Source organism: Stenotrophomonas rhizophila, from assembly GCF_001704155.1.
Lineage (GTDB): Bacteria > Pseudomonadota > Gammaproteobacteria > Xanthomonadales > Xanthomonadaceae > Stenotrophomonas > Stenotrophomonas rhizophila_A.
This window is the reverse complement of record NZ_CP016294.1, coordinates 2,853,935-2,876,042: the sequence shown is the minus strand read 5'-3', so window position 1 is coordinate 2,876,042 and position 22,108 is coordinate 2,853,935. Positions and strand designations below refer to the sequence as shown.

The window sequence follows — 22,108 nt, the reverse complement described above, 5'->3', positions numbered from 1 at the left end:
GGCCGGCACAAACCTGTGTATGGTTCCGGCGCGCGGCCGGATCGGGCATAAAGGCCCCATGAAGCCGAGTTACCGCATTGCGATCGTCGATGACGACGACGGGGTCCGCCAGTCGTTGTCCAGCCTGGTGCGCTCGCTGGGCCACGAAGCGCGCACCTATGCCTCGGCGGCGGCGTTCCTGGCCGACGAGGGCGACGCACCCGACTGCCTGCTCACCGACATGCAGATGCCGCAGATGAGTGGCGACCAGCTGCAGGCCGAACTGCTGGCGCGCGGGTGCGCGTTTCCAATGATCTTCATGACCGCGTTTCCCACCGATGCGCTGCGCGCGCGGGTGATGGAGCGGGGCGGTCGCGCGTTCCTGGTCAAGCCGGTGGACGGCGAGGCGATGCTGCGCTGTATCCAGGAGGCGATCACCTCATGACCACTGCATCACGCGACCGCCGCTAGGGTGCAGGCATGCCCAAGGGGGCAGGCCACCACGAGCACGCACATGAACACCGAAAAGCAGCCCGGCAAGCAGCAGGGCGTTGACGAAGCCAAGCAGGACCGGAAGCAGGAAGATGCGGCCAAGGCCCGCCCGGGCCAGACCGATGAGAGCGTCCGTCAGTCCGAAAGCCGGCGCCCGCCGATCAAGGACAATCCGGACGCATGACACAATCGGCGTTCCGCTCCTGCAAAGGTGTCTACGCCGATGAAATGTTGGGTTGCCGGCTTGTTCTGGCTTGCTGTAACAGGGTTCAGCGTCCCGGCGCAGGCGGCTGAGCCGCCGGGCCCCGCGCCCCACAACCGCGCCGAGGCAGTGAAGGTCATTGCCGACCTGCGCAAGGTCGTGGCCGACGACGGCATCGAGCGGCTGCAGAAGGTCCGCATCGGCGGCATCGACCAGTGGGTCTCCATCCGCGGCAACGACCGCCGCAACCCGGTGCTGCTGATGCTGCACGGCGGGCCCGGCTGGGTGGCCATGCCCACCAGCTGGTATTTCCAGCGCGGTTGGGAGGAGTACTTCACGGTCGTGCAGTGGGACCAGCGCGGTGCAGGCAAGACCTACGCGGCAAATGACCCTGCGGTGGTCGCGCCGACCATGACCCGTGAACGGATGATCGCCGACAGCGAGGAAATGGTGGCCTGGCTGCGCAGCGAGTTCGGCAAGGAGCGGATCTTCGTGCTGGGTCAATCGTGGGGAAGCTACCTGGGTCTGGAGCTGGCCCAGCGCCGGCCCGAGTGGCTGCATGCCTACATCGGCATCGGGCAGATCTCCAATGCGCCGGAAAGCGAGCGCCGTGGTTTTGCGTGGACCCTGCAGCAGGCGCGGACCGATGGCAACGCCGAAGCGGTGGCCGAGCTGGAAGCATTGGCGCCCTACGCACAGGGAAACCAACCCGTGCCGCTTGAGAAGCTGTTCAAGCAGCGGAAGTGGCTCAACCACTACGGCGGCATGGTGCACAACCGCAGGGGCGGCGATGCCGAGGCGGCCGCGATCAAGCTTTCGCCGGAGTACACCGACCATGACGTGGCCGAGGTGTGGAAGGGCAACGACTTCTCGATGCAGCACCTGCTCAGCGAGGTGCTGACCCTGGATATGACCACGGTTCGGGAACTGAAGGTTCCGGTGTTCCTGTTCGAAGGCCGGCACGACCACAACGTGTCGTCCGAGCTCGCGGCGGAGTGGCTCCAGGGCGTAAAGGCGCCGGCCAAGCAGCTGGTCTGGTTCGAGCAGTCCGCGCACGAAGTGATGATCGAAGAACCGGGCAAGACCCTGCTCACCCTGGTGCAACAGGTACGCCCGATCGCCGAGCGGGCAGGAGACGTCCCCGCTGAGACACCTTGACGGCAGAGCCACGCAAACGAAAAAGCCACCCGATGGGTGGCTTTTTCGTTTGGCAGCCATCAAGAGGACGGCGGCGGGAATGTGGTGGAGCCAAGGAGGATCGAACTCCTGACCTCGTCATTGCGAACGACGCGCTCTCCCAGCTGAGCTATGGCCCCGGTGTACTGCAACACGGCTTGGGAACCGCGATGCGATCAAGTGTAGCGCTGCGCACCCCGGGCTGCCAAGGCCCCGCGCTGCATCTACCCACCTGCGTTACTCAACTCAGTACCGCCAGCCGATCTGCTCAACCTTCGCCATGTTCAAGAGGCGAGGGTTTCCGGCCTAAGGCCCGGCAGGAGAGTGCCGTTGGCGGCAGCACCCCTCCGAACTTGAGGAAATTGACCCCTTATCTGAACGGCGATCCGGCTTTGTGAAGATGCGCCCGGGAGACATCGCTTGGAAATCAATCGCTTAGGGAAAACGAAAGGTCCAATGTTTTTGTCTTCTTTTACGTAAAGAGGACCACTTCGGTGCCGATAAGAACTGTGACGTATCTCTCAATCCAACCCCCACCTTCGAGTACCGACGATGACGACCCGTGCCGCCACCGTTTTCTCTACCTCCATCGGCGCGCGCCTGGCGCTGCTGATGGGCCTGATCACCACCGTCGCCTTCGTGGCGCTGGCGGTGCTGATCTACCGCCAGGCCGCAACCAGCTACCAGCAGCGTGTTGAAGCTGGCCTGCAGTCATCCACCGAGTTGATGCGCGACTCGGTGGAACTGTACGACCGCAGCCTGAGCGACAGCACCCAGCGCATGGCCGGGATCTTCCGCGGCATGCTGCCCGCCGGCGATGTCAGCGTTGACGCGGCCAAGACCGTGACCGTGGGCGAACGGCAGACCCCGACCCTGCAGTTCGGCACCGAGGTGCTCAACCTGCAGGAGGCCACGGTGGACCGCTTTGCCGAAGCCACTGGCGGCGGCGTCGCCACGGTGTTCGTGCGCGATGGCGACGATTTCGTGCGCGTGTCCACCTCGGTGCGCAACGCCGAAGGCGCACGCGCCATGGGCACGGTGCTCGACCACGCCAGCCCGGCCTATGCAAAGGTCATCGCAGGTGAGGGATACACCGGTCCGGTGCGGCTGTTCGGGGTGGATTACATGACCCACTACATGCCGATCAAGGATGCCGCCGGTGAGGTTGCCGCGATCGCCTTCGTAGGCCAGAACTACACCGAAGGCCTGGCGGCGCTGAAGGCGCGCCTGCGCGAATCCAGGCTGGGCAAGCAAGGTCACTTCCTGGCAGTCAACACCAAGGCCGGCGACCAGTTCGGTACGGTGATGGCGTCGTTCGCCGGCGAAGGCGAGCTCCTGTCCTCCCTGGTGGACCCGGCCGACCAGGCCACGCTGGAGGCACTGCTGGCCGGCAAGGCCAGCCAGGCAACGCTGCACCTGCGTACCGCCAAGGACGCCGCGCCGCAGACCTATTTCGTCAGCGCCCAGGCCTACGGCCCGTGGCAGTGGACGGTGCTCGGCCTGGAACCGACCTCGGTGCTGCAGGCCGTGCTGCACAAGTTGATGCTGCAGATCGGCGTGGTGTCCGGTCTGGGCCTGCTCGCGGTGATCGTGGCACTCATCATCGTGGTACGTCGTGTCATCAGCGCCCCCCTGGCGCAGGCCGGGCAGGTCGCGCGCGACGTCGCGGCGGGACGCCTGGACCAGCGCATCGTGGTGCACAGCCAAGATGAGGTGGGCCGCCTGATGGGCGCGCTGCAGCAGATGCAGGCCAAGCTGCGCGAGATCATCCAGGCGCAGAACGAAATGAGCCAGCGGCATGCCGAAGGGGCGATCAGCCACCGCATCGACGCCAGCCGCTTCGACGGCGAGTTCGGCACCATGGTGACCGGCACCAATGAACTGGTTGCCGCGCATATCGGGGTCAAGATGCGCATGGTGGACCTGGTGCGCCGCTACGCCGATGGCGACCTGTCCCAGCCGATGGAGCAGCTGCCGGGCGAAAAGGCGCGCATCACCGAGGCAGTGAACGGCGTGCGCGACCGCCTGCAGGCGATCAATGGCGAGATCAAGCACCTGGTCGCGGCGGCCGCCGCCGGCGACTTCAGCGTGCGTGGCAATGCCGAAGCCTATCAGTACGACTTCCGCGTGATGGTCGAAGGGCTCAATACCCTGATGGTCACCGCCGACCGCAACCTCAGCGCGCTGTCCGGGCTGCTGCGTGCGCTGGCCGAAGGCGACCTGCGCGGCCGTATCGAGGGTCAGTTCCAGGGCGTGTTCGCGACCATGCGCGACGATGCCAATGCCACCGTGGCACAGCTGACGCGTATCGTTGGTGGGATCCAGCAGGCGGCCGTGTCGGTCGCCACGGCGTCGGCGGAAATCGCCGCCGGCAACGACGACCTGTCCAAGCGCACCGAGCAGCAGGCCGCGAGCCTGGAAGAATCGGCCGCGTCGCTGGAAGAGCTGACCGCTGCCGTGAAGCAGAACGCCGACCATGCACGTCGCGCCGACCGCCTGGCGGCGGAGGCGGCCGAGGTGGCGGTGCAGGGCGGCAACGCGGTGGCGCAGGTGGTGGAGACCATGGGCGGCATCGAAGCGTCCTCGCGCCGCATCGCCGACATCACCACCGTCATCGATGGCATCGCGTTCCAGACCAACATCCTGGCGCTCAACGCCGCAGTGGAAGCGGCGCGCGCGGGTGAGGAAGGCCGTGGGTTTGCCGTGGTGGCCTCGGAAGTGCGCGCGCTGGCGCAGCGCTCGGCCAGTGCGGCCAAGGAGATCAAGGCGCTGATCGACGCGTCTGCGACCCAGGTGGCCGACGGCAGCGCATTGGCCAGCGAGGCGGGGCAGACCCTGCAGCGCGTGGTGGCATCGGTTGGGGAGCTGGGCGGGCTGATCGAAGAGATCGCCAACGCCAGCCAGGAACAGGCGGCAGGGATCGAGCAGGTCAACCAGAGCATTGTGCAGATGGATGGTGTGACCCAGCAGAACGCTGCCCTCGTCGAGGAGGCTTCGGCCGCTGCGCGTGCATTGAACGCGCAGTCGTCCGAGCTGCAGCAATCGGTCGGGCAGTTCCGCCTGGCCGACGCGCAGCCCGCGCGCAGGGAGCGCGTTGCGGCCTGATCGGGTGCGGTGGCGTCTGCGATGGGGAGTCGCAGACGCCACCGCCGGATCAAATGGAACAGGTATGGCCGGGTCTGCAACGGATCCGGCATAATCCGCCGCACGAACTCCGGCGGCTCAGCCAGCACACCAGGGTAGGGAACGGAAGGCCGTCCCCCGCAGCGCCCTGAAACTCCTTTGCAACACGAACGCAATACCTTGCCGCATCGCCGCGCAAACGGCGGTGCCGTGGGTGTTCATCCGCGCGCCGCGTGCGCCACTTTGATCCGTAACACCTGAGACCCCTGAATGTCCGCCCATCGCATCACCTCCGCTTCGGCCGCAACCGCTTCCTCCCGCACCGCCCGGCAGCCGCGCCCCCACGCGCTGGCGCTGGCCTGCATGTCGCTGCTCGGCCTGAGCGGCGCCGCCCTGGCGCAGGACGCCAGCCCGACCTCGCTGGATGCCATCACCGTCACCGCCGACCACCGCGAGCGCAACCTGCAGGAAGTGCCGGTCTCGGTCGGCGTGGTCCAGGGCGAGCGCCTGCGCGACTACACCGCCGGCGGCGATGACACCCTGCTGGCCCTGAGTGGCCGGGTGCCGAGCTTCTACGCCGAGACCACCACCGGCCGCATCTTCCCGCGTTTCTACATCCGCGGCCTGGGCAACATCGACTTCTACCTGGGGGCGTCGCAGCCGGTGTCGATCATCCAGGATGACGTGGTGCTTGAGCACGTGGTGCTGAAGTCCAACCCGGTGTATGACGTGGACCAGATCGAAGTGCTGCGTGGCCCGCAGGGCACGTTGTTCGGCCGCAACACCACCGCCGGCATCGTCAAGTTCGACAGCATCAAGCCCAGCCAGGATTACAGCGGCCGCGTGCAGGCCAGCTACGGCAGCTACGGCAGCGTGTCGGTGGACGGCGGCTTCGGTGGCCCGATCAACGACATCGCCTCGTTCCGCGTGTCGGCGCTGTACCAGCACCGCGACGACTACGTGGACAACACCTACACCGGCCCCAGCGCCGATGGCACGGTGTCCCCGAAGAAGAACGCCATGGGCGGCTTCGACGACCGCAACGTGCGTGCCCAGCTGCTGCTGCAGCCCAGCGATGCGTTCTCGCTGCTGGCCTCGGCGCACGCCCGCGATTACGAAGGCACCTCGACCCTGTTCCTGCGCAACGCGATCACCAAGGGCTCCAACACCACCGACGCGCCGCGCGACCAGGTGGCCTACGACGAAGCCGACAACAACCCGCAGGCGTACAAGACCTACGGCGGCTCGGTCAAAGCCGTGTACGACTTCGGCAACATTTCGCTGACCTCGATCACCGCCTACGAGACCACCTCCGGCTACAGCCGCGGTGACACCGACGGTGGCGCGGCGGCCAACTTCCCGGTCAACGGCGTGCCCAACGGGTATGGCCAGTCGATGGGGCAGATCCGCGACCTGGACCAGTGGACCCAGGAAGTGCGCCTGGCCAATGCCGATGACAACCGCCTGAAATGGCAGGTGGGCGCGTTCTACTTCGATGGCCGCGACACCACCGATTTCTACCAGCGCGCCTGGTTCCTGCAGGGCGCTGCGCGTAACCCGAACAACTGGGTGCGCCTGCGCAACACCAATACCTCGTGGGCCGGTTTCGGCCAGGTCAGCTATGACGTGACCGACAAGTTCACCCTGACCGCCGGCCTGCGCCAGACCCGCGACGAGAAGCGCACCCGGCTGCTGAAGACCGCTGATACGGCCGCCGGTGTGGTCACCTACCGTGGCCGTACCGACGTGGAAATGGCTGACACCACCCCGAGCTGGGACGTGAGCGCGATGTACGCGTTCAACCCGCAGGTGAGCGTGTACGCCAAGGTGGCGCGTGGCTTCCGCGGCCCGACCATCCAAGGCCGTTCGGCGGTGTTCAACGCGGACTTCACCACCGCCGATTCGGAAACCATCCTGTCCTGGGAAGCGGGCGTGAAGAGCAGCCTGTGGGACAACCGCCTGCGCATGAACGCCACCGCGTTCACCTACGTGGTCAACGATATCCAGCTCAACGGCAACGATTCCAACGGCAACGGCGTGCTGTTCAATGCCGACAAGGCCAAGGCCTACGGCCTGGAAGCGGACATGGAGCTGCGCCCGATCCCGAACCTGAGCCTGAGCGCCGGCGTGAGCCTGCTGCACAGCGAAATCCAGGATGACCGCGTGTATGCGCAGGTCTGCGCGCTGAACGGCGCGGTGGTGTGCACCGTGAATGACCCGACCATCAAGGTGGGCGCCAACACGTTCGCCCAGATCAACGGCAACCCGCTGCCGAACGCGCCGAAGTACAACCTGAACTTCGCTGCGCGCTACGACTTCCCGGTCAACGACAGCGACGTGTTCTTCGTGTCCACCGACTGGAACAAGCAGGGCTACACCAGCTTCGTGCTGTATGACTCGGCCGAGTTCAACGCCAAGGGCAGCTTCGAAGGTGGCCTGAAGCTGGGTTACTCGGGCAACTACGGTGCGTGGGAAGCGGCGCTGTTCGCGCGCAACATCACCAACGAGAAGAACCTCAAGGGCGTGATCGAGAACTACATGGCGGCGGTGTACAACGAACCGCGCGTTGTAGGCGTCTCGTTGAACCTCAACTGGTAAGCGGTTGAGAAAAAGGCCCCGCGCAAGCGGGGCCTTTTCGTTGCGGTATCAGCCTGCGGCGGGCAACAAGGGCGCCAGCACCGGCTCCAGCACCGCCTGCCGCCATCCCGCCAGGGCCTGCGGCCACGTGCGGCTTTCCAGATAACTTTCCAGGTGCTTGCGCGAAGCCAGCACGCCATCGGGCAGGCCCAGCTCGGCGGTACGTGCGCTCACCGCGTCCTGCAGCCGCTTCAACGCCTGCTTGTTGGCATCGTTGGCCGGCAGCGCCAGCGGCGCCTCGGCCTCATCGTGCAGCGGCGCTTCCAGCGCTTCCCAGACCTGCGCGGCCAGCTTGCGCGGGGCTTTGGGGAAGCCTTCCATCAGCTTGCCCAGTGCGCCGGCATCGGCCGGCGGCGTGCGTGCCAGCAGCGCGGCCAGTTCGTTGTCCAGGATCCAGCTGCGCGGCTTGTCGCTTGCCCGTGCCTGCACGTCACGCCAGCGCAGCAGGCGCAACAGACGGCGCTGTGCGGGCGCATCCATGAACTGCGCCGAGCGCATCGCCACGTGCGGCCAGCGCTCTTCGTCCTGCTCGACACTGGCCAGCAGGCGCTCGGCATCGTCCTGCAGCCACTGGCGGCGGTCCAGCTCGCCCAGCTTCGCATCCACCGCATCGTGGATCGCGAACAGGTACTCCACGTCGTCGGCGGCGTACTCCAGCTGCGAATCCGTCAGCGGGCGGCGCATCCAGTCCGAGCGGGTCTCGCCCTTGGCCAGGGTCACCCCGGTGATGGCGGTGACCAGCTTCTGGTAGCCCATCCCACCGCCGATACCGGCCAGCGACGCGCCGATCTGGGTGTCGAACAACGGCCGCGGCAGCACGCCGCAGGCCACCTTGAAGGTGACCAGGTCTTCGCTGGCGCTGTGCATCACCTTCAGGATCGACGTATCGGCCAGCCACGGCGCCAGCGCCTCGGTCATGCCCGGAATCAACGGGTCGATGATCAGGATTTCATCGCCGACCGCCATCTGCACCAGCGCCAGCTGCGGCCAGTAGGTGCGTTCACGGATGAATTCGGTGTCCAGCCCGATGCGGGTGGGGCGCTGGCGGTAGCGCTCGTCCAGTTCCGCCGGGGTTTTGATCCAATAGGCCACGTAGGGATTCCATCTACTGCAGGTTTGCTCAGGTGAGGGAGAATAGCCTAACGTCGAGGCCGTCCCGCCGAAGGAACCCGAATTGCGTACTCCAGGCCCTGTCCCGCTGTTGCTGGCCGTGCTGCTGCTGGCCACGACCGCCTGCTCGCCCGACGCGCCACCACCACGCTCGGCGGCGGCGCGCGCGCCCGAGCCGGCCAAACGGGTCGAGCCTCTGCCCGGGCAGGTGACCATCGGCGGTGAGGATGAAGCGGAGACCGAACAGCGCTGGCAGCCGCCGGCGGTGGTCATTGCCGACGACGGCGTGGCACAGGCGCGCCGCGACGCGGCCAAGGCCTTCGACGAGGGGCGGTTGTACGCCACCGCCGCCGATGCCATTCCGATCTGGCTGGCGTTGCGCCAGCGCGACGCCAACGACCGCCAGGCCCAGGCCGGACTCACCCGCGCCCGCAAGCAGCTGCTGAAGGACGCCGCGGAGCTGCTGCAGCGGCCGCTGCAGCAGCGCGAGGCACTGGCGCAGGCCGGCGAGATTGCCTTGGTGCTGCTGGCCCTGGCCCCGGATGACCCGAAGGTGCGCCAGCTGCAGTCGCGCGTGGAGCTGGCTCAGCGGGTGGTGGCGTACAACCGCGCCGGCGAGGAGGACCTGCGCGCCGACCGCATTGGTGAAGACGGCGACGGTGCCATTCCCAACTTCCGCGAGGCGCTGGCGCTGCAGCCGGACGAGCCGCGGGCCCGGCAGGGCCTGGCCGCCGCCGAAAGCGCGCTGATCCGCCGCGCCGAAGCCGCTGCCCGCAGCGCCGATTTCGCTGCCGCCGGCACCTGGCTGGCCGAAGCGGCCAAGGTGCGCGATTCGGCACCCACCATTGCCGATGCGTTCGAACGGATCGAGGCGATCCGCGCCGCCACGCTGGTGCGCCTGCGCGACGACGGCCTGCGCGACCTGGCCAGCCCGCAGGGGCTCAAGGCAGCGCGGCAGAAGCTGGAAGACGCGCTGCGCATCGCGATGCCCGGCGACCCGGTGGTGGGCCAGCTGCGCGAACGCATCGAACTGGCCACCCACTACGGCAGTTTCCGCCCGCGCCAGGTGTTCAGCGATGCGCTGCGCGATGGCGGGCGTGGCCCGCAGATGATCGTGGTGCCGCATGGCGGCTTCCAGATGGGCGCCGGCGATGCGGAACCGGGCGCCAGCGATGCGGAAAAGCCCTCGCACTACGTGCGCTTCGACCGCGGCTTCGCCATGGCGATCACCGAAGTGACCGTGGCCGATTACCGCCGCTACGTGCAGGCCAGCAACGCCCGGCCGCGCGCCACCCGGCGTGGCCATTCGATCATTTACGACGAGCGCAGTGGCAACTTCACCCGCAGCAGCGGGGTGGACTGGCGCTCGGGCTACGACGGCACCCCGGCCATCGCCAATTCGCCGGTGATGCACGTGAGCGTGCGTGATGCCGAGCACTACGCGATGTGGCTGTCCGAACAGACCGGGCGTTCCTACCGGCTGCCCAGCGAGGCCGAATTCGAGTACGCGCTGCGTGCCGGCACCAGTGGCCGCTACCCGTGGGGCAACGAGGGCACGCCGCCGCCGCTGTCGGGCAACTTCACCGGCGGCGAAGACGTATCGCCCTCCGGCCGGCGCTGGTTCAATGCCTTCGTCGGCTATGGCGATGGCTGGTGGGGCCCGGCCCCGGTGGCCACCTTCGAACCCAATGCCTGGGGCCTGCACGACATGGCCGGCAACCTCAGCGAATGGGTGGCCGACTGCTGGCACGCCAGCTACCGCCGGGCCCCGGCCGATGGCGTAGCCTGGTTCAACCCGGGCTGCCGGCAGCGGGTGATCCGCGGCGGCAACTGGGCCAATGCCCCCGAACAGACCCGCGCGGCCTGGCGGCAATCACAGGATTCGGACACGACCAGCGCCAGGATCGGGTTCCGCCTGGTTCGAGGTATCTGATACGTCGGCTTGGCGCTAGGATTGCCCCCAATGCCGGCACGGCGTGCCGGCCCCATCAGGAACCAGGACGATGAGCAGCAATCCCTATGGCGGTCAGCAGCAACGAGCACGCCGCCCCGGGCTGTTCGGCAACATCCGCTGGTGGGTGCTGCTGGCGTTCGCCGGCTATGCCGCCTTCTACTGGTTCTCCAACCGCAGCGTGGACCCGTACACCGGCGAAAACGTGCTGATCGACAGTTCGCTCGATGCCGACCAGGAAAAGGCGCTCGGCCTGCAGGCCTACCAGCAGATCCTGGCCGAGGAGCGCCCGCTGGATCCCAACGCGCAGATATCGCGCGACGTGCGCGCGATCGCCGAACGGCTGATCCGCAAGGTGGACGTGGTGGAAACCGCGCTGGCCGAAGAGCACGGCCTGAAGCCGGCGCACTTCTCGCGCGACTTCGAATGGGAAGTCAATGTGATCCAGTCCGACCAGGCCAATGCGTTCTGCCTGCCGGGCGGCAAGATGGCGGTCTACACCGGGCTGGTGCCGGTGGCACAGACCCAGGATGCGATGGCAGTGGTGATGGGCCATGAAATCGCCCACGCACTGCTCCGCCATGGCGCCCAGCGCATGGCCCAGCAGAAGCTCACCCAGATCGGCCAGATGGCCGGTGCCGCCAGCGGCATGGATCCGCAGCAGCAACAGATGGTGATGTCGGCGATGGGCTACGGCTACCTGCTGCCGTACGCGCGCAGCCACGAAACCCAGGCCGATGAAGTGGGCCTGATGCTGGCGGCGGCGGCGTGCTTCGACCCGCGCGAAGCGGTGCCGCTGTGGGAGCGCATGGGCCAGGCCAGCGGCGGCCAGGCGCCGCCGGAATTCTCGTCCACGCATCCCAACCCGGGCACCCGCATCCAGAACCTGCAGGCGCTGATGCCCAAGGCCATGGAATACCGCCAACGCTACTGCGAATCTGCAGGCGCCCCGGCAACGCAATAACGTGGGCGAAACGCGTGTGCGACCTGCTCGGACACGCATGGCGTGTGCCTACAAGGCTTACCCGCGGGTATCTTTGACCACCACATCGATTACCCCGTCCTGCACCTGGGCCTTCAATGTATCGCCGGGTGAAACATCCAACGGCGACCGCACCAGGCGCCCATCCTGCTCACGGGTCAGGATGGCGTAGCCGCGCGCGACCGTGGCCAATGGGCTCACCGCTTCAATCGAACGCGCCAACGCCCGCAGGCGCAACGTATCGCGCTGCAGCTGCCGCGCCATCGCCGCCTCCGCGCGTGGCTGCACCCGCAACAGGCGCTGTTTCAGTGCATCCAGCTGGCGTTGCGGGTGGCCATTGCGCAGCACCACCGCCGCATGCCGCAGCCGCGCCAGGCGGCGCTCATGCTGCTGCTGCCACGCGCCGGCCAGGCGCCGGGCCAGATCCTGCTGCCGACGCTGCAGCAGCTGCACCCGGTTCTGCGGGCTCTGTGCGTTCAGCCGCAGCAGGGCGCGGTCGGCACGCTGCATGGCCTGGCCCAACCCATGCCGCTGCAGCTGCACCAGCCGCGCGGCGAACCGGCGCAGGCGCAGTTGCAGGTCGCGCTGGTCCGGTACCAGCAGTTCGGCGGCCACCGATGGCGTGGGCGCGCGCAGGTCGGCGGCAAAATCGGCCAGGCTGAAGTCGGTTTCGTGGCCCACCGCCGACACCACCGGGGTATGGCTCGCCGCGATGGCACGCGCCAGTTGTTCGTCGTTGAAGGCCCACAGGTCTTCCATCGAGCCGCCGCCGCGGGTGAGCAGGATCACGTCGTAGCGGCCGCTGGCGTCGGCGCTGCGCAGCAGCGCGGTGATCTGCGCAGCGGCACTGTCACCCTGCACCAGGCTGGGCAGCAGGTCCACTTCCAGCAACGGGAAGCGGCGCTCCAGCACGCTGAGCACATCGCGCACGGCTGCGCCGGTGGGCGAGGTGATCACCGCCAGCCGGCGCACATGGGCGGGCAGGGCGCGCTTGCGTTCGGCGGCGAACAGGCCTTCCGCTTCCAGCCGCGCCTTGAGCTGTTCGTAGGCGCGGCGCAGTGCGCCTTCGCCGGCTTCTTCCATGTGGTCGAGCACCATCTGGTACTCACCGCGCGCCTCGTACAGGGTCAGCCTTCCGCGCGCGAGCACGCGCATGCCTTCGCGCGGCACGAACTTCAGCCACTGGCTCTTGGGCTTGAACAACGCCGCGCGGATCTGCGCACGTGCATCCTTCAACGTGAAGTACATGTGGCCCGAGGCCGGGCGGGTTACGCTGCCCAGCTCGGCTTCCACCCACACCATCGGGAACGTGCCTTCCAGCAGGTCGCGGGCCAGGATGTTGAGCTGGCTGGGCGTGAGGATCTGCGCGCTACGGTCCATGGACGGTCAAACGTTTCGAACGGGTGCCCATGGTCGCATGCCGGGGCGAGGTGCGTGTGTGCGGCGCTCAGCCGCCGTTGTCGAGCCGGGCGTGCTGCTGCAGTGCCCACTGCACGTGTTCGCGTACCAGCGCGGAGTCATGGCCGGCGCGCGCGTGCAGCGCGGCCAGCGTGTCCGGGTGGCCTGGCGCATTGCCCAGTGCCACCGCGATGTTGCGCAGCCAGCGCTCATGCCCGCTGCGGCGGATCGGGCTGCCTTCGGTACGGCGCAGGAATTCGTCTTCCTCCCACGCGAACAGTTCGGCCAGCGTCGCGGTATCGAGCGCGTTGCGGGCGCGGAAATCCGGTTCGTCGGTGCGCCGCGCGAACTTGTTCCAGGGGCACACCAGCTGGCAGTCGTCACAGCCGTAGATGCGGTTGCCCATCAGCGGGCGCATGTCTTCGGGAATGGCGCCATCGTGTTCGATGGTGAGGTAGGAAATGCAGCGCCGCGCATCCAGCCGCTGCGGGCCGATGATGGCCTGGGTGGGGCAGACATCGATGCAGCGGGTGCAGGTGCCGCAGTGCGCGCTGGCCGGCGCATCCACCGGCAACGGCAGGTCGATGTAGATCTCGCCCAGGAAGAACCACGAACCGCCCTGGCGGTCGATCAGGCAGGTGTGCTTGCCGATCCAGCCCAGCCCGGCGTTGCGTGCCAGCGCACGCTCCAGCACCGGCGCCGAATCGACGAACACCCGGTACCCGAACGTGCCGATCTCCGCGGCCAGCGCATCGGCGAATTTCTGCAGGCGGTTGCGCATCAGCTTGTGGTAGTCGCGGCCCAACGCATACCGGGCCACGTAGGCGCGGTTGCCGTCGTGCAGCGTGTTCCAGGCCTCGGTGTCGTCCTTGTGGCCGTAATCCATGCCCACTGAAATCACCCGCACGGTGCCGGGCAGCAGTTCGGCCGGGCGCGCGCGGAGCGTGCCGTGGCGTGCCATCCAGTCCATGGTGCCGTACAGGCCCTGGCCCAGCCAGTCGGCCAGGTGCGTTTCGTCGTCGGCCAGGTCGATGCCGGACACGCCGCAGCGCTGGAAGCCATGCTGCCGCGCAAGCGCGCGCACCCGTTCGGCGGCACGGGCCAGGTCGAGCGGGGCGGGCAGGGGAACAGCGGACATGCAGCAAGTATAGAATCCCGGCATGCACGAACTCGATGAACTGTTCGATGTCGCCGCCGCGCGCCGTCTCGATGCCCAGGCCAGCGCGCTGCTGGGCGATGGCGGCGCCGGGCTGATGGAGCAGGCCGGCACGGCCGCCTGGCAGTGCCTGCTGGAGCGCTGGCCGCAGGCGCAGCGGCTGTGCGTGGCGGCCGGTGCGGGCAACAACGGCGGCGATGGCTACGTGCTGGCGCGGCTGGCCCGGCAGGCCGGGCGCCAGGTGCAGGTGCTGCGGCTGGCCGATGCCGGCGCGCGGACGGAGCTGGCTGAACGGGCACGCGCGGCGTATCTGGCGGTGGGCGGGCAGGAAACCTTCTTCGCAGGGGAGTTGCCTGCCGCTGACCTGCTGGTCGATGCACTGTTCGGCATCGGCCTGAACCGCGCGCCGAACGGCGATGCGGCGCGCCTGATCGCGGCGATCAACGACAGCGGGCTGCCCGTGCTTTCGCTGGATGTGCCCAGTGGCGTGGACGCGCGTACCGGCGCGGTGCCCGGGGTTGCGGTGCGCGCCACGATCACCCTGCAGTTCATCGTCCGTCACCAGGGCCTGTACACCGCAGATGCGCTGGAATACATCGGTGGCCGCCGGCTGGCACCGCTATCGGTGCCCGACGGTTCGCAGCGAGGCATCGCGCCGGCAGCGTGCCTGTGGTTGCCTTCCCGCCTGTCCACGCTGCTGGCGCCGCGCCGTGCCAACACGCACAAAGGCGAATCCGGCCATGTGCTGTGCGTGGGCGGCAACGCCGGCAGTGGAGGCGCGGTGATGCTGGCCGCAGAATCGGCGCTACGCGCAGGTGCCGGGCTGGTCAGCGTGGCCACCCAGGCACAGCACATCGCGCCGCTGCTGGCGCGCCTGCCCGAAGCCATGGCCCACCCGGTGCAGGAGGCGCAGGACCTGCAGGCGCTGCTGCCGCGCGCGAAAGTGATCGCGATCGGCCCCGGGCTCGGTCAGGACGACTGGGCCCACGAGCTGTGGCGGCAGGTGCTGGCCAGCGGCAAGCCGCTGGTGATCGATGCCGACGCGTTGAACCTGCTGGCGGCCACGCCGCAGACGCTGCACGACGCGATTCTCACCCCGCACCCGGGCGAGGCGGCGCGGCTGTTGGGTACCGACACCGCTCAGGTACAGGCCGACCGTTTCGCCGCCGCTGCGGCACTGGCCGCGCGTTTCAATGCCGTGGTGGTGCTCAAGGGCGCCGGCACGATCGTGGCCGCACCGCATCAACGCCCCCGGGTGATCGCCGCCGGCAACCCGGGCATGGCGGTGGGTGGCATGGGCGACCTGCTCACCGGCATCATTGCCGCACTGCGCGCGCAGGGGCTGGACGCGTTCGACGCGGCCAGCAGCGGTGCGCTGCTGCACAGCCTGGCCGGCGATGACGCGGCCAGCGAAGGCCAGCGTGGCCTGCTCCCCACCGACCTGCTGGTGCCGCTGCGCCGGCGGGTGAACCCGGAACCGTGACGCCCATGATTGAGTTCTTCCTGGCACAACCGCAGGACACCGACCTGCTCGGCCAATGGCTGGCGGCCACCCGACCCCCGCATGCGGTGGTTGAGTTGAGAGGTGACCTGGGTGCCGGCAAGTCCACCCTGGCCCGGGCGCTGCTGCGCGCGTTGGGCGTGCAGGGCAACGTCCGCAGCCCCACCTACACGCTGGTAGAGCGCTATCCGCTGAGCGACGGTAAAGAAGCCTGGCACCTGGACCTGTATCGGATCGGTCAGGCGGAAGAACTGGATTTCCTCGGCCTGGACGAGGGCAGTGCCTCGCTGTGGCTGGTGGAATGGCCCGAGCGCGGGGCCGGCGCACTGCCGCCCACCGACCTGATCGTGGCGCTGGAGATCGAGGGGCAGGGCCGTCGCGCACGGCTGGGCGCGGCCAGTGCGGCAGGACATGAATGGCTGGAACGGCTCCCGCAAGGGGGCGACTTGCAGGCCCTTTCTGTCGGCTGACAGTAGGAAACACCCCCAGGTTACGGATTATTAAGGGAAAAGGTGTTGCTTTTCATTCAGCGCAGTGATTGAATCCGTACCCATGCCAATGGGGAAGCCACTCACTGCCATCTGCGCCGCCGTCGGACTCTGTCTGGCGAGCGCGATGTCGTGGGCGGGCGAAGTCCGCCAAGTAGCCCTGGAGACCGGTTCGACCGGCACCCGCGCCGAGATCGCCCTGTCCGGCAGCGGCGGCTACAAGACCCTGACCCTGGCCGGCCCGAACCGGTTGGTGGTCGATTTCCCCGATTCCAGCGCGGTGCGCAACCTCAAGCTGCCTGCGCCCAAGGGCGTGGTCACGGCGGTACGCACCGGGCAGCCGGTGCCCGGCACGTTCCGGGTGGTGTTCGACCTGGCCGAATCGGTGGCGCCGTTCAAGCCGCAGCTGGTCAAGCAGGGCGAGGATTCGCGGCTGGTGATCGAGTGGCCGGGCGATGCGCCGGCCAGCGTGGCCCGCGCGCCCGTGCCCGCTACCCCGGCACCGGTCACTGCAGCGAACAGCACGGTGCCAGGCAGCGTGCCTGCGCCTGCGCCGATGGCGGCGCAGACCAACACCGCGCCGGTGCCTGCAACCACCCAGACCCTGCCGCCGACGCCGGCCGAAGCGGCGCAGGCGCGCAATGACGCCGCCCGCGCCACGGCGCTGTTGACCGCGTCGGTGCGCCAACAGGCCAGCGCCAGCGCCGCCACGCCGGTGCCGACCCCGGCCGCGCCGACCGCGACCACCGTCAACGTGGCAGCGGCTGGCACCGCCAACGCGGCCAGCAATTCCGCGTCGCCCGCCGCCATCCTGGCCGGCCAGCCGACGGCGGCCAACGTGCCGGTGCCGGCCACCGTGGTGCCGGCGCAGCCGCCGCGCCCGGTGATGCCCAGCGATGCGTCGCGGGTCAAGATGCAGTCGGGCATGCGCCCGCTGGTGGTGGCGATCGATCCGGGCCACGGCGGCCAGGATCCGGGCGCGGTGGGGCCGACCGGCAAGCGCGAAAAAGACATCACGCTGGCGGTGGCGCGTGAGCTGGCACGCCAGGTCAATGCGACGCCGGGCCTGAAGGCGTTCCTGACCCGCGATACCGACGTATTCATTCCGCTGCCGATGCGCGCGCAGAAGGCGCGTTCGGCCAAGGCTGACATCTTCATCTCGATCCACGCCGATGCTGCGGAAAACCGCGCGGCGACGGGTTCGTCGGTATACGTGCTGTCGACCAAGGGTGCGTCGTCGCAGCGTGCGCGCTGGCTGGCGGACAAGGAAAACGCGGCCGATCTGGTCGGTGGTGTGCGCCTGCAGCAGACCGAGGGCACGCTGGCCAATGTGCTGCTGGACCTGGCCCAGAGCGGTTACATGAAGGCCTCGGAAGACGCGGCCGGGCACGTGCTGGGCGGGCTGAAGCGGATCGGCAAGAACCACAAGCCGGCGATTGAACGGGCCAACTTCGCGGTGCTGCGCACCTCGGACATGCCGGCGATGCTGGTGGAAACCGCCTTCATCTCCAACCCGGACGAAGAGCGCCGCCTGATGGACCCGGCCTACCAACGCCAGATCGCCGGTGCGGTTCTCGACGGCGTGCACACCTTCTTCAGCCGCCAGCCGCCGCCAGGCACGCTCTACGCGGCCCGCGCCCAGGCCGAAATAGACGCGGCCAGCACGGTCGCCGGCGGCAGCAAATAAAAACCCGCTTCGGCGGGTTTTTTTGTGGCGTCTGCCCGGCCCCAACGTACCCACTGGGGCCCATGGTCGATTGATCCGGGTATCCGGACGTTACGTAACGGTTCGTGGCCCCGGCCGTTGGCCGGACACCGCGCGCAGCGCGGCCCAAGCGTCCGGAGCTCGACCTGGTCTCGCTGGCGGCCATGCATCCGGGTGTAAATCCGAAACGGAACCGCCTATCAGGCGTCATGAACGCCTGACGGGCGTCTTCGGAACGCGTAAACGCCGGTGGGAAGGCCGCAACCGATGAATCGTCGGCTCCGGACGCTTGGGCCGCGCTGCGCGCGGTGTCCGGCCAACGGCCGGGGCTACGAATTTTTACGGGCCCATGGGGATCGGGCTCAATCGACCATGGGCCCATTGGCCAATCGATATCGGAATCCATCCCCACGATCCGGATATCATTCCCGCATGACCATCCGCCAGCTTCCCGAAATCCTCATCAACCAGATCGCCGCGGGCGAAGTCGTTGAACGCCCGGCGTCGGTGGTCAAGGAACTGGTGGAAAACGCGCTCGATGCCGGTGCCACCCGCGTGGATATCGATCTGGAAGAGGGTGGGGTGCGGTTGATCCGCATCCGTGACGACGGCGGTGGCATCGCACCGGAAGAACTGCCGCTGGCGGTGTCACGGCATGCCACCAGCAAGATCGCCAGTCTGGATGACCTGGAAGCGGTGGCCACGCTGGGCTTCCGTGGCGAGGCGCTGCCGTCGATCGCGTCGGTGAGCCGCTTTACCCTGGCCTCGCGCCGGCGCAGTGACGAGCATGGCTCGGCGCTGCAGATCGAAGGCGGCAAGCTGGGCGAAGTCACCCCGCGCGCACATGCACCGGGCACCACGGTGGAAGTGCGCGAGCTGTTCTACAACGTGCCGGCTCGCCGCAAATTCCTGCGCGCCGAGCGGACCGAACTGGGCCATATCGAAGAATGGCTGCGTTCTCTGGCGCTGGCGCGGCCGGACGTGGAGCTGCGCGTGTCGCACAACGGCAAGCCGTCGCGGCGCTACAAGCCGGGGGATCTGTATTCGGATGCGCGGCTGGGCGAAACGCTGGGCGAAGACTTCGCCACCCAGGCCATGCGCGTGGACCACAGCGGTGCCGGGCTGCGCCTGCATGGCTGGATCGCGCAGCCGCATTATTCGCGCGCCAGCACGGACCAGCAGTATCTGTACGTCAACGGTCGTTCGGTGCGCGACCGCAGCGTGGCCCATGCGGTGAAGATGGCCTACGGCGATGTGCTGTTCCATGGCCGCCAGCCCGCGTACGTGCTGTTCCTGGAGCTGGACCCGACCCGGGTGGACGTCAACGTGCACCCGGCCAAGCATGAAGTGCGTTTCCGCGATTCGAGGTTGATCCATGACTTCGTCTACCGCACGTTGAAGGAAGCGCTGGCCGAAACCCGTGCGGGCATGACCGCGACGGGGGCGGGCAGCGAGGGCGTCGCCGAGGCTGCCGCGCCTGCCTACGCCAGTGCGGCGGCCGGCACGGGCTACGCGTTGGCGGGCGTTGGCGGTGGCGGTGGTGGCATGGGCAACACGGCCTGGCGCCCGCAGCAGTCGCCTTTGGGCCTGCGCGTGGCCGATGCCCCGTCGGCCTATGCAGCGCTGTACGCGCGCCCGGCCGGCAGCGATGCCGCGCTGCCGCCGATGCCCAGCGAGCAGGGCCTGCCGGTCACCGCGGCCGACAGTGGCGTGCCGCCGCTGGGCTATGCGGTGGCGCAACTGCACGGCATCTACATCCTGGCCGAGAACGCCGAAGGCCTGATCGTGGTGGACATGCATGCCGCCCACGAGCGGATCGGCTATGAGCGGCTGAAGACCGCGCACGATGCCACCGGCCTGCATGCGCAGCCGCTGCTGGTGCCGATCACCCTGGCAGTAGGCGAGCGCGATGCCGATACCGCCGAGCGCGAAGCCGATACGCTGACCGCGCTGGGGTTCGAGATCACCCGGTCCGGTCCCGGTTCGCTGCATGTGCGCAGCATTCCCGCGCTGCTGGCCAACGCCGAGCCGGAAGGGCTGCTGCGCGATGTGCTCACCGACCTGCGCGAACACGGCCAGAGCCGGCGCATCGCCAGTGCGCGCGACGAACTGTTGTCGACCATGGCCTGCCACGGTGCGGTGCGCGCCAACCGGCGGCTGACCCTGCCGGAAATGAACGCGCTGCTGCGCGACATGGAAATTACCGAGCGGTCCGGCCAATGCAACCACGGCCGGCCCACCTGGGCCCGTTTTTCACTGGCGGAAATCGACCGCTGGTTCCTGCGCGGACGTTGAAGGGGAGCACGATGCGTACTTGGGGATGGGGACTCGGCGCGGCAGTGCTGGCGCTGGGCCTGGCAGGGTGTGGCGATAAAGAAGCCGCGCCGGCGCCGGCGGCGGTGGATCCGGCATTCGCCGCCGAACAGCAGCAATGGCGACAGCAGCGCTACACCGAGCTGCACGCGCCCGATGGCTGGACCAGCCTGGTCGGCCTGCACTGGCTGGAGCACAAGGCGCACTACATCGGCAGCGGCCCCGGCAGCGGCATCCGCCTGGCCGTGGGCCCGGCCAAGCTGGGCATGGTGGCGCACCGGGGCGACATACTCACCTTCACCCCCGAGCGCGGCACGGCACTGACCGTGGACGGCAAGCCGCTCACCGGGCCGATCCGTTTCCAGAGCGACCGCGATCCGGCGCCTACGCTTATCGGCTTCGATGATGGCAAGGGCCAGCTCAGCCTGATCCACCGTGGTGAGCGCTACGCGCTGCGGGTCAAGCATGCCGACGCCTATTCGCGCACCGGCTTCACTGGCCTGAACTACTGGCCGGGTGGTCCGGACTGGCGCATCAGCGCGCGGTTTGTTCCGCACCCGGCCGGCAAGACCCTGCCGATCGTGGACATCACCGGCCTCACCACCGAGATGCCGAATTCGGGTGCGCTGGAATTCGAGCGCGATGGAAAGACCTGGCGGCTGGAAGCGCTGGGTGAGCCGGGGCGCGAGCTGTTCGTGATCTTCGGCGACCGCACCAGCGGCCATGGCAGTTACCCGGCTGGCCGCTACCTGGACCTGCCCGCACCGGATGCGAGCGGCAAGGTGGTGATTGATTTCAACCACGCCTACAACCCGCCGTGTGCGTTCACGCCGTTCGCCACGTGCCCACTGACCCCGCCGGAAAACCGCCTGGACCTGAAGGTCGAAGCCGGTGAGCAGGCCTACCACACACCCCAGGGAGGGGTTTGAGCATGACGATGCTGAAGCGACTGGCGGCCCCGCTGCTGCTGGCTACCGGCCTGCTGCTGGGCAGCGCAACCACGATGGCCGCCGCGCCGGCGGCAAAATCCACCGCGCCGGTGCCGCTGCTGTGGAAGGTGACCGGCCCGGGCGACAGCCGGGTGTACCTGCTGGGCTCGTTCCATCTGCTGCGTGCCGACGATTATCCGCTGGCGGCCGACGTGGACCAGGCCTTCGCGGCGTCCAAGCGCGTGGTGTTCGAACTCTCGCCGCAGGACATGCAGTCGCCGGACCTGACCCGCAAGATGCTGCAGGCGGCGATGCGCACCGATGGCAGTGAACTCAGGCGTGACCTGGACGACGCCACCTGGACCAAACTGCAGGCCTACGCGCGCGACAACAACCTGCCGCTGGCACAGTTGCAGGGCATGAAGCCGTGGTTCGTCGGGCTGACCATCACGCTGTCGCAGTTCGCCAAGATGGGCCTGGACCCGGCGCTGGGGCTGGATCGGCATTTCATGACCCGCGCCGCGGATGCGGGCAAGCCGACCAGCGGCCTGGAAGACATCGATACGCAGGTGGCGGTGCTCTCGGGCATGTCCGCGCAGGAGCAGCAGCAGATGGTGGCCGAGGCGCTGGACCAGGCCGGCCAGGCCGATGCGATGGGTCGCAAGCTGCACGACGCCTGGCGTCGTGGCGACGACAAGCTGCTGTGGACCTCGATGGCCGCGGAAATGCGCGGCGAGTACCCGCAGCTGTACAAGCGCATCAATACCGACCGCAACAATGCCTGGGTGCCGAAGCTGGAGCAGCAGCTCAAGGCCGGGCAGGGGGGCACGCTGGTGGTGGTGGGCTCGCTGCACCTGCTGGGCGATGATGGCGTCGTCGAAAAGCTGCGCGCCAAGGGCTACCAGGTGGAGCGGATCTGCACCGGCTGCGCCAAACCCAAGCGCTGATTTCCAGGGGGCGCAAATG

General features: G+C 68.2%; 16 protein-coding genes and 1 tRNA gene. 13 read left to right on the top strand and 4 right to left on the bottom strand.

What is annotated here, in order from left to right; translation table 11 throughout:
• Positions 1-58 precede the first annotated feature (58 nt).
• The 3 genes from BAY15_RS12845 to BAY15_RS12840 all read left to right on the top strand — a co-directional run bounded on the left by BAY15_RS12845 (position 59) and on the right by BAY15_RS12840 (position 1,831).
• Positions 59-424, top strand: coding sequence for a response regulator transcription factor (locus BAY15_RS12845; RefSeq protein ID WP_068853298.1), 366 nt, complete (start codon positions 59-61; stop codon positions 422-424).
• Positions 425-493: 69 nt separating this feature from the next.
• On the top strand, positions 494-655 hold the full coding sequence (locus BAY15_RS19385; protein WP_167693303.1) for a hypothetical protein: 162 nt from the start codon (positions 494-496) through the stop codon (positions 653-655).
• A 39-nt stretch (positions 656-694) separates the two neighbouring features.
• Positions 695-1,831: an alpha/beta fold hydrolase gene (locus BAY15_RS12840; RefSeq protein WP_068853296.1), complete on the top strand. Its 1,137-nt coding sequence runs from the start codon at positions 695-697 to the stop codon at positions 1,829-1,831.
• A gap of 82 nt (positions 1,832-1,913) precedes the next feature.
• Here the strand turns inward: BAY15_RS12840 and BAY15_RS12835 are convergent.
• Positions 1,914-1,989, bottom strand: a tRNA-Ala gene (locus BAY15_RS12835).
• Positions 1,990-2,401: 412 nt separating this feature from the next.
• Here BAY15_RS12835 and BAY15_RS19380 point away from each other — a divergent pair.
• Both BAY15_RS19380 and BAY15_RS12825 read left to right on the top strand, forming a co-directional pair.
• A complete protein-coding gene (locus BAY15_RS19380; RefSeq protein WP_068853294.1) occupies positions 2,402-4,954 on the top strand; it encodes a Cache 3/Cache 2 fusion domain-containing protein in 2,553 nt (850 codons plus the stop codon).
• A gap of 381 nt (positions 4,955-5,335) precedes the next feature.
• Positions 5,336-7,570: a TonB-dependent receptor gene (locus BAY15_RS12825; protein WP_428999306.1), complete on the top strand. Its 2,235-nt coding sequence runs from the start codon at positions 5,336-5,338 to the stop codon at positions 7,568-7,570.
• 48 nt (positions 7,571-7,618) lie between these two features.
• Here the strand turns inward: BAY15_RS12825 and rnd are convergent, their stop codons facing one another.
• On the bottom strand, positions 7,619-8,701 hold the full coding sequence (rnd, locus tag BAY15_RS12820) for a ribonuclease D (RefSeq protein WP_068853290.1): 1,083 nt from the start codon (positions 8,699-8,701) through the stop codon (positions 7,619-7,621).
• A 112-nt stretch (positions 8,702-8,813) separates the two neighbouring features.
• Here rnd and BAY15_RS12815 point away from each other — a divergent pair, with 112 nt between their 5' ends.
• Complete coding sequence (locus tag BAY15_RS12815; protein ID WP_428999305.1) at positions 8,814-10,652, top strand: SUMF1/EgtB/PvdO family nonheme iron enzyme; 1,839 nt, start codon at positions 8,814-8,816, stop codon at positions 10,650-10,652.
• A gap of 70 nt (positions 10,653-10,722) precedes the next feature.
• Complete coding sequence (locus BAY15_RS12810; protein ID WP_068853288.1) at positions 10,723-11,634, top strand: M48 family metallopeptidase; 912 nt, start codon at positions 10,723-10,725, stop codon at positions 11,632-11,634.
• A 57-nt stretch (positions 11,635-11,691) separates the two neighbouring features.
• Here BAY15_RS12810 and xseA read toward each other — a convergent pair whose 3' ends face one another.
• Complete coding sequence (xseA, locus tag BAY15_RS12805; RefSeq protein WP_068853286.1) at positions 11,692-13,032, bottom strand: exodeoxyribonuclease VII large subunit; 1,341 nt, start codon at positions 13,030-13,032, stop codon at positions 11,692-11,694.
• Positions 13,033-13,099: 67 nt separating this feature from the next.
• Positions 13,100-14,188 carry a tRNA epoxyqueuosine(34) reductase QueG gene (queG, locus tag BAY15_RS12800; RefSeq protein WP_068853282.1) on the bottom strand — a complete coding sequence of 363 codons (1,089 nt, stop codon included), beginning with the start codon at positions 14,186-14,188 and terminating at the stop codon, positions 13,100-13,102.
• Between the two features lie 22 nt (positions 14,189-14,210).
• Here queG and BAY15_RS12795 point away from each other — a divergent pair, with 22 nt between their 5' ends.
• The 6 genes from BAY15_RS12795 (at position 14,211) to BAY15_RS12770 (ending at position 22,089) form a co-directional block, all read left to right on the top strand.
• Positions 14,211-15,689: a bifunctional ADP-dependent NAD(P)H-hydrate dehydratase/NAD(P)H-hydrate epimerase gene (locus BAY15_RS12795; RefSeq protein ID WP_068853280.1), complete on the top strand. Its 1,479-nt coding sequence runs from the start codon at positions 14,211-14,213 to the stop codon at positions 15,687-15,689.
• Between the two features lie 5 nt (positions 15,690-15,694).
• The gene (gene tsaE, locus BAY15_RS12790) at positions 15,695-16,177 is read left to right on the top strand and encodes a tRNA (adenosine(37)-N6)-threonylcarbamoyltransferase complex ATPase subunit type 1 TsaE (protein ID WP_068853278.1); all 483 of its coding nucleotides are present in this window, start codon (positions 15,695-15,697) and stop codon (positions 16,175-16,177) included.
• 82 nt (positions 16,178-16,259) lie between these two features.
• Entirely contained in the window at positions 16,260-17,882 is a 1,623-nt protein-coding gene (locus BAY15_RS12785) for an N-acetylmuramoyl-L-alanine amidase (RefSeq protein WP_068853277.1), read from the top strand.
• Between the two features lie 450 nt (positions 17,883-18,332).
• Positions 18,333-20,195 (top strand): DNA mismatch repair endonuclease MutL, encoded by a 1,863-nt coding sequence (gene mutL, locus BAY15_RS12780; protein ID WP_068853276.1) that lies wholly within the window; start codon positions 18,333-18,335, stop codon positions 20,193-20,195.
• Positions 20,196-20,206: 11 nt separating this feature from the next.
• A complete protein-coding gene (locus BAY15_RS12775) occupies positions 20,207-21,142 on the top strand; it encodes a DUF1684 domain-containing protein (protein ID WP_068853274.1) in 936 nt (311 codons plus the stop codon).
• An 8-nt stretch (positions 21,143-21,150) separates the two neighbouring features.
• A complete protein-coding gene (locus tag BAY15_RS12770) occupies positions 21,151-22,089 on the top strand; it encodes a TraB/GumN family protein (RefSeq protein WP_068854709.1) in 939 nt (312 codons plus the stop codon).
• The last annotated feature ends 19 nt before the right edge of the window (positions 22,090-22,108 follow it).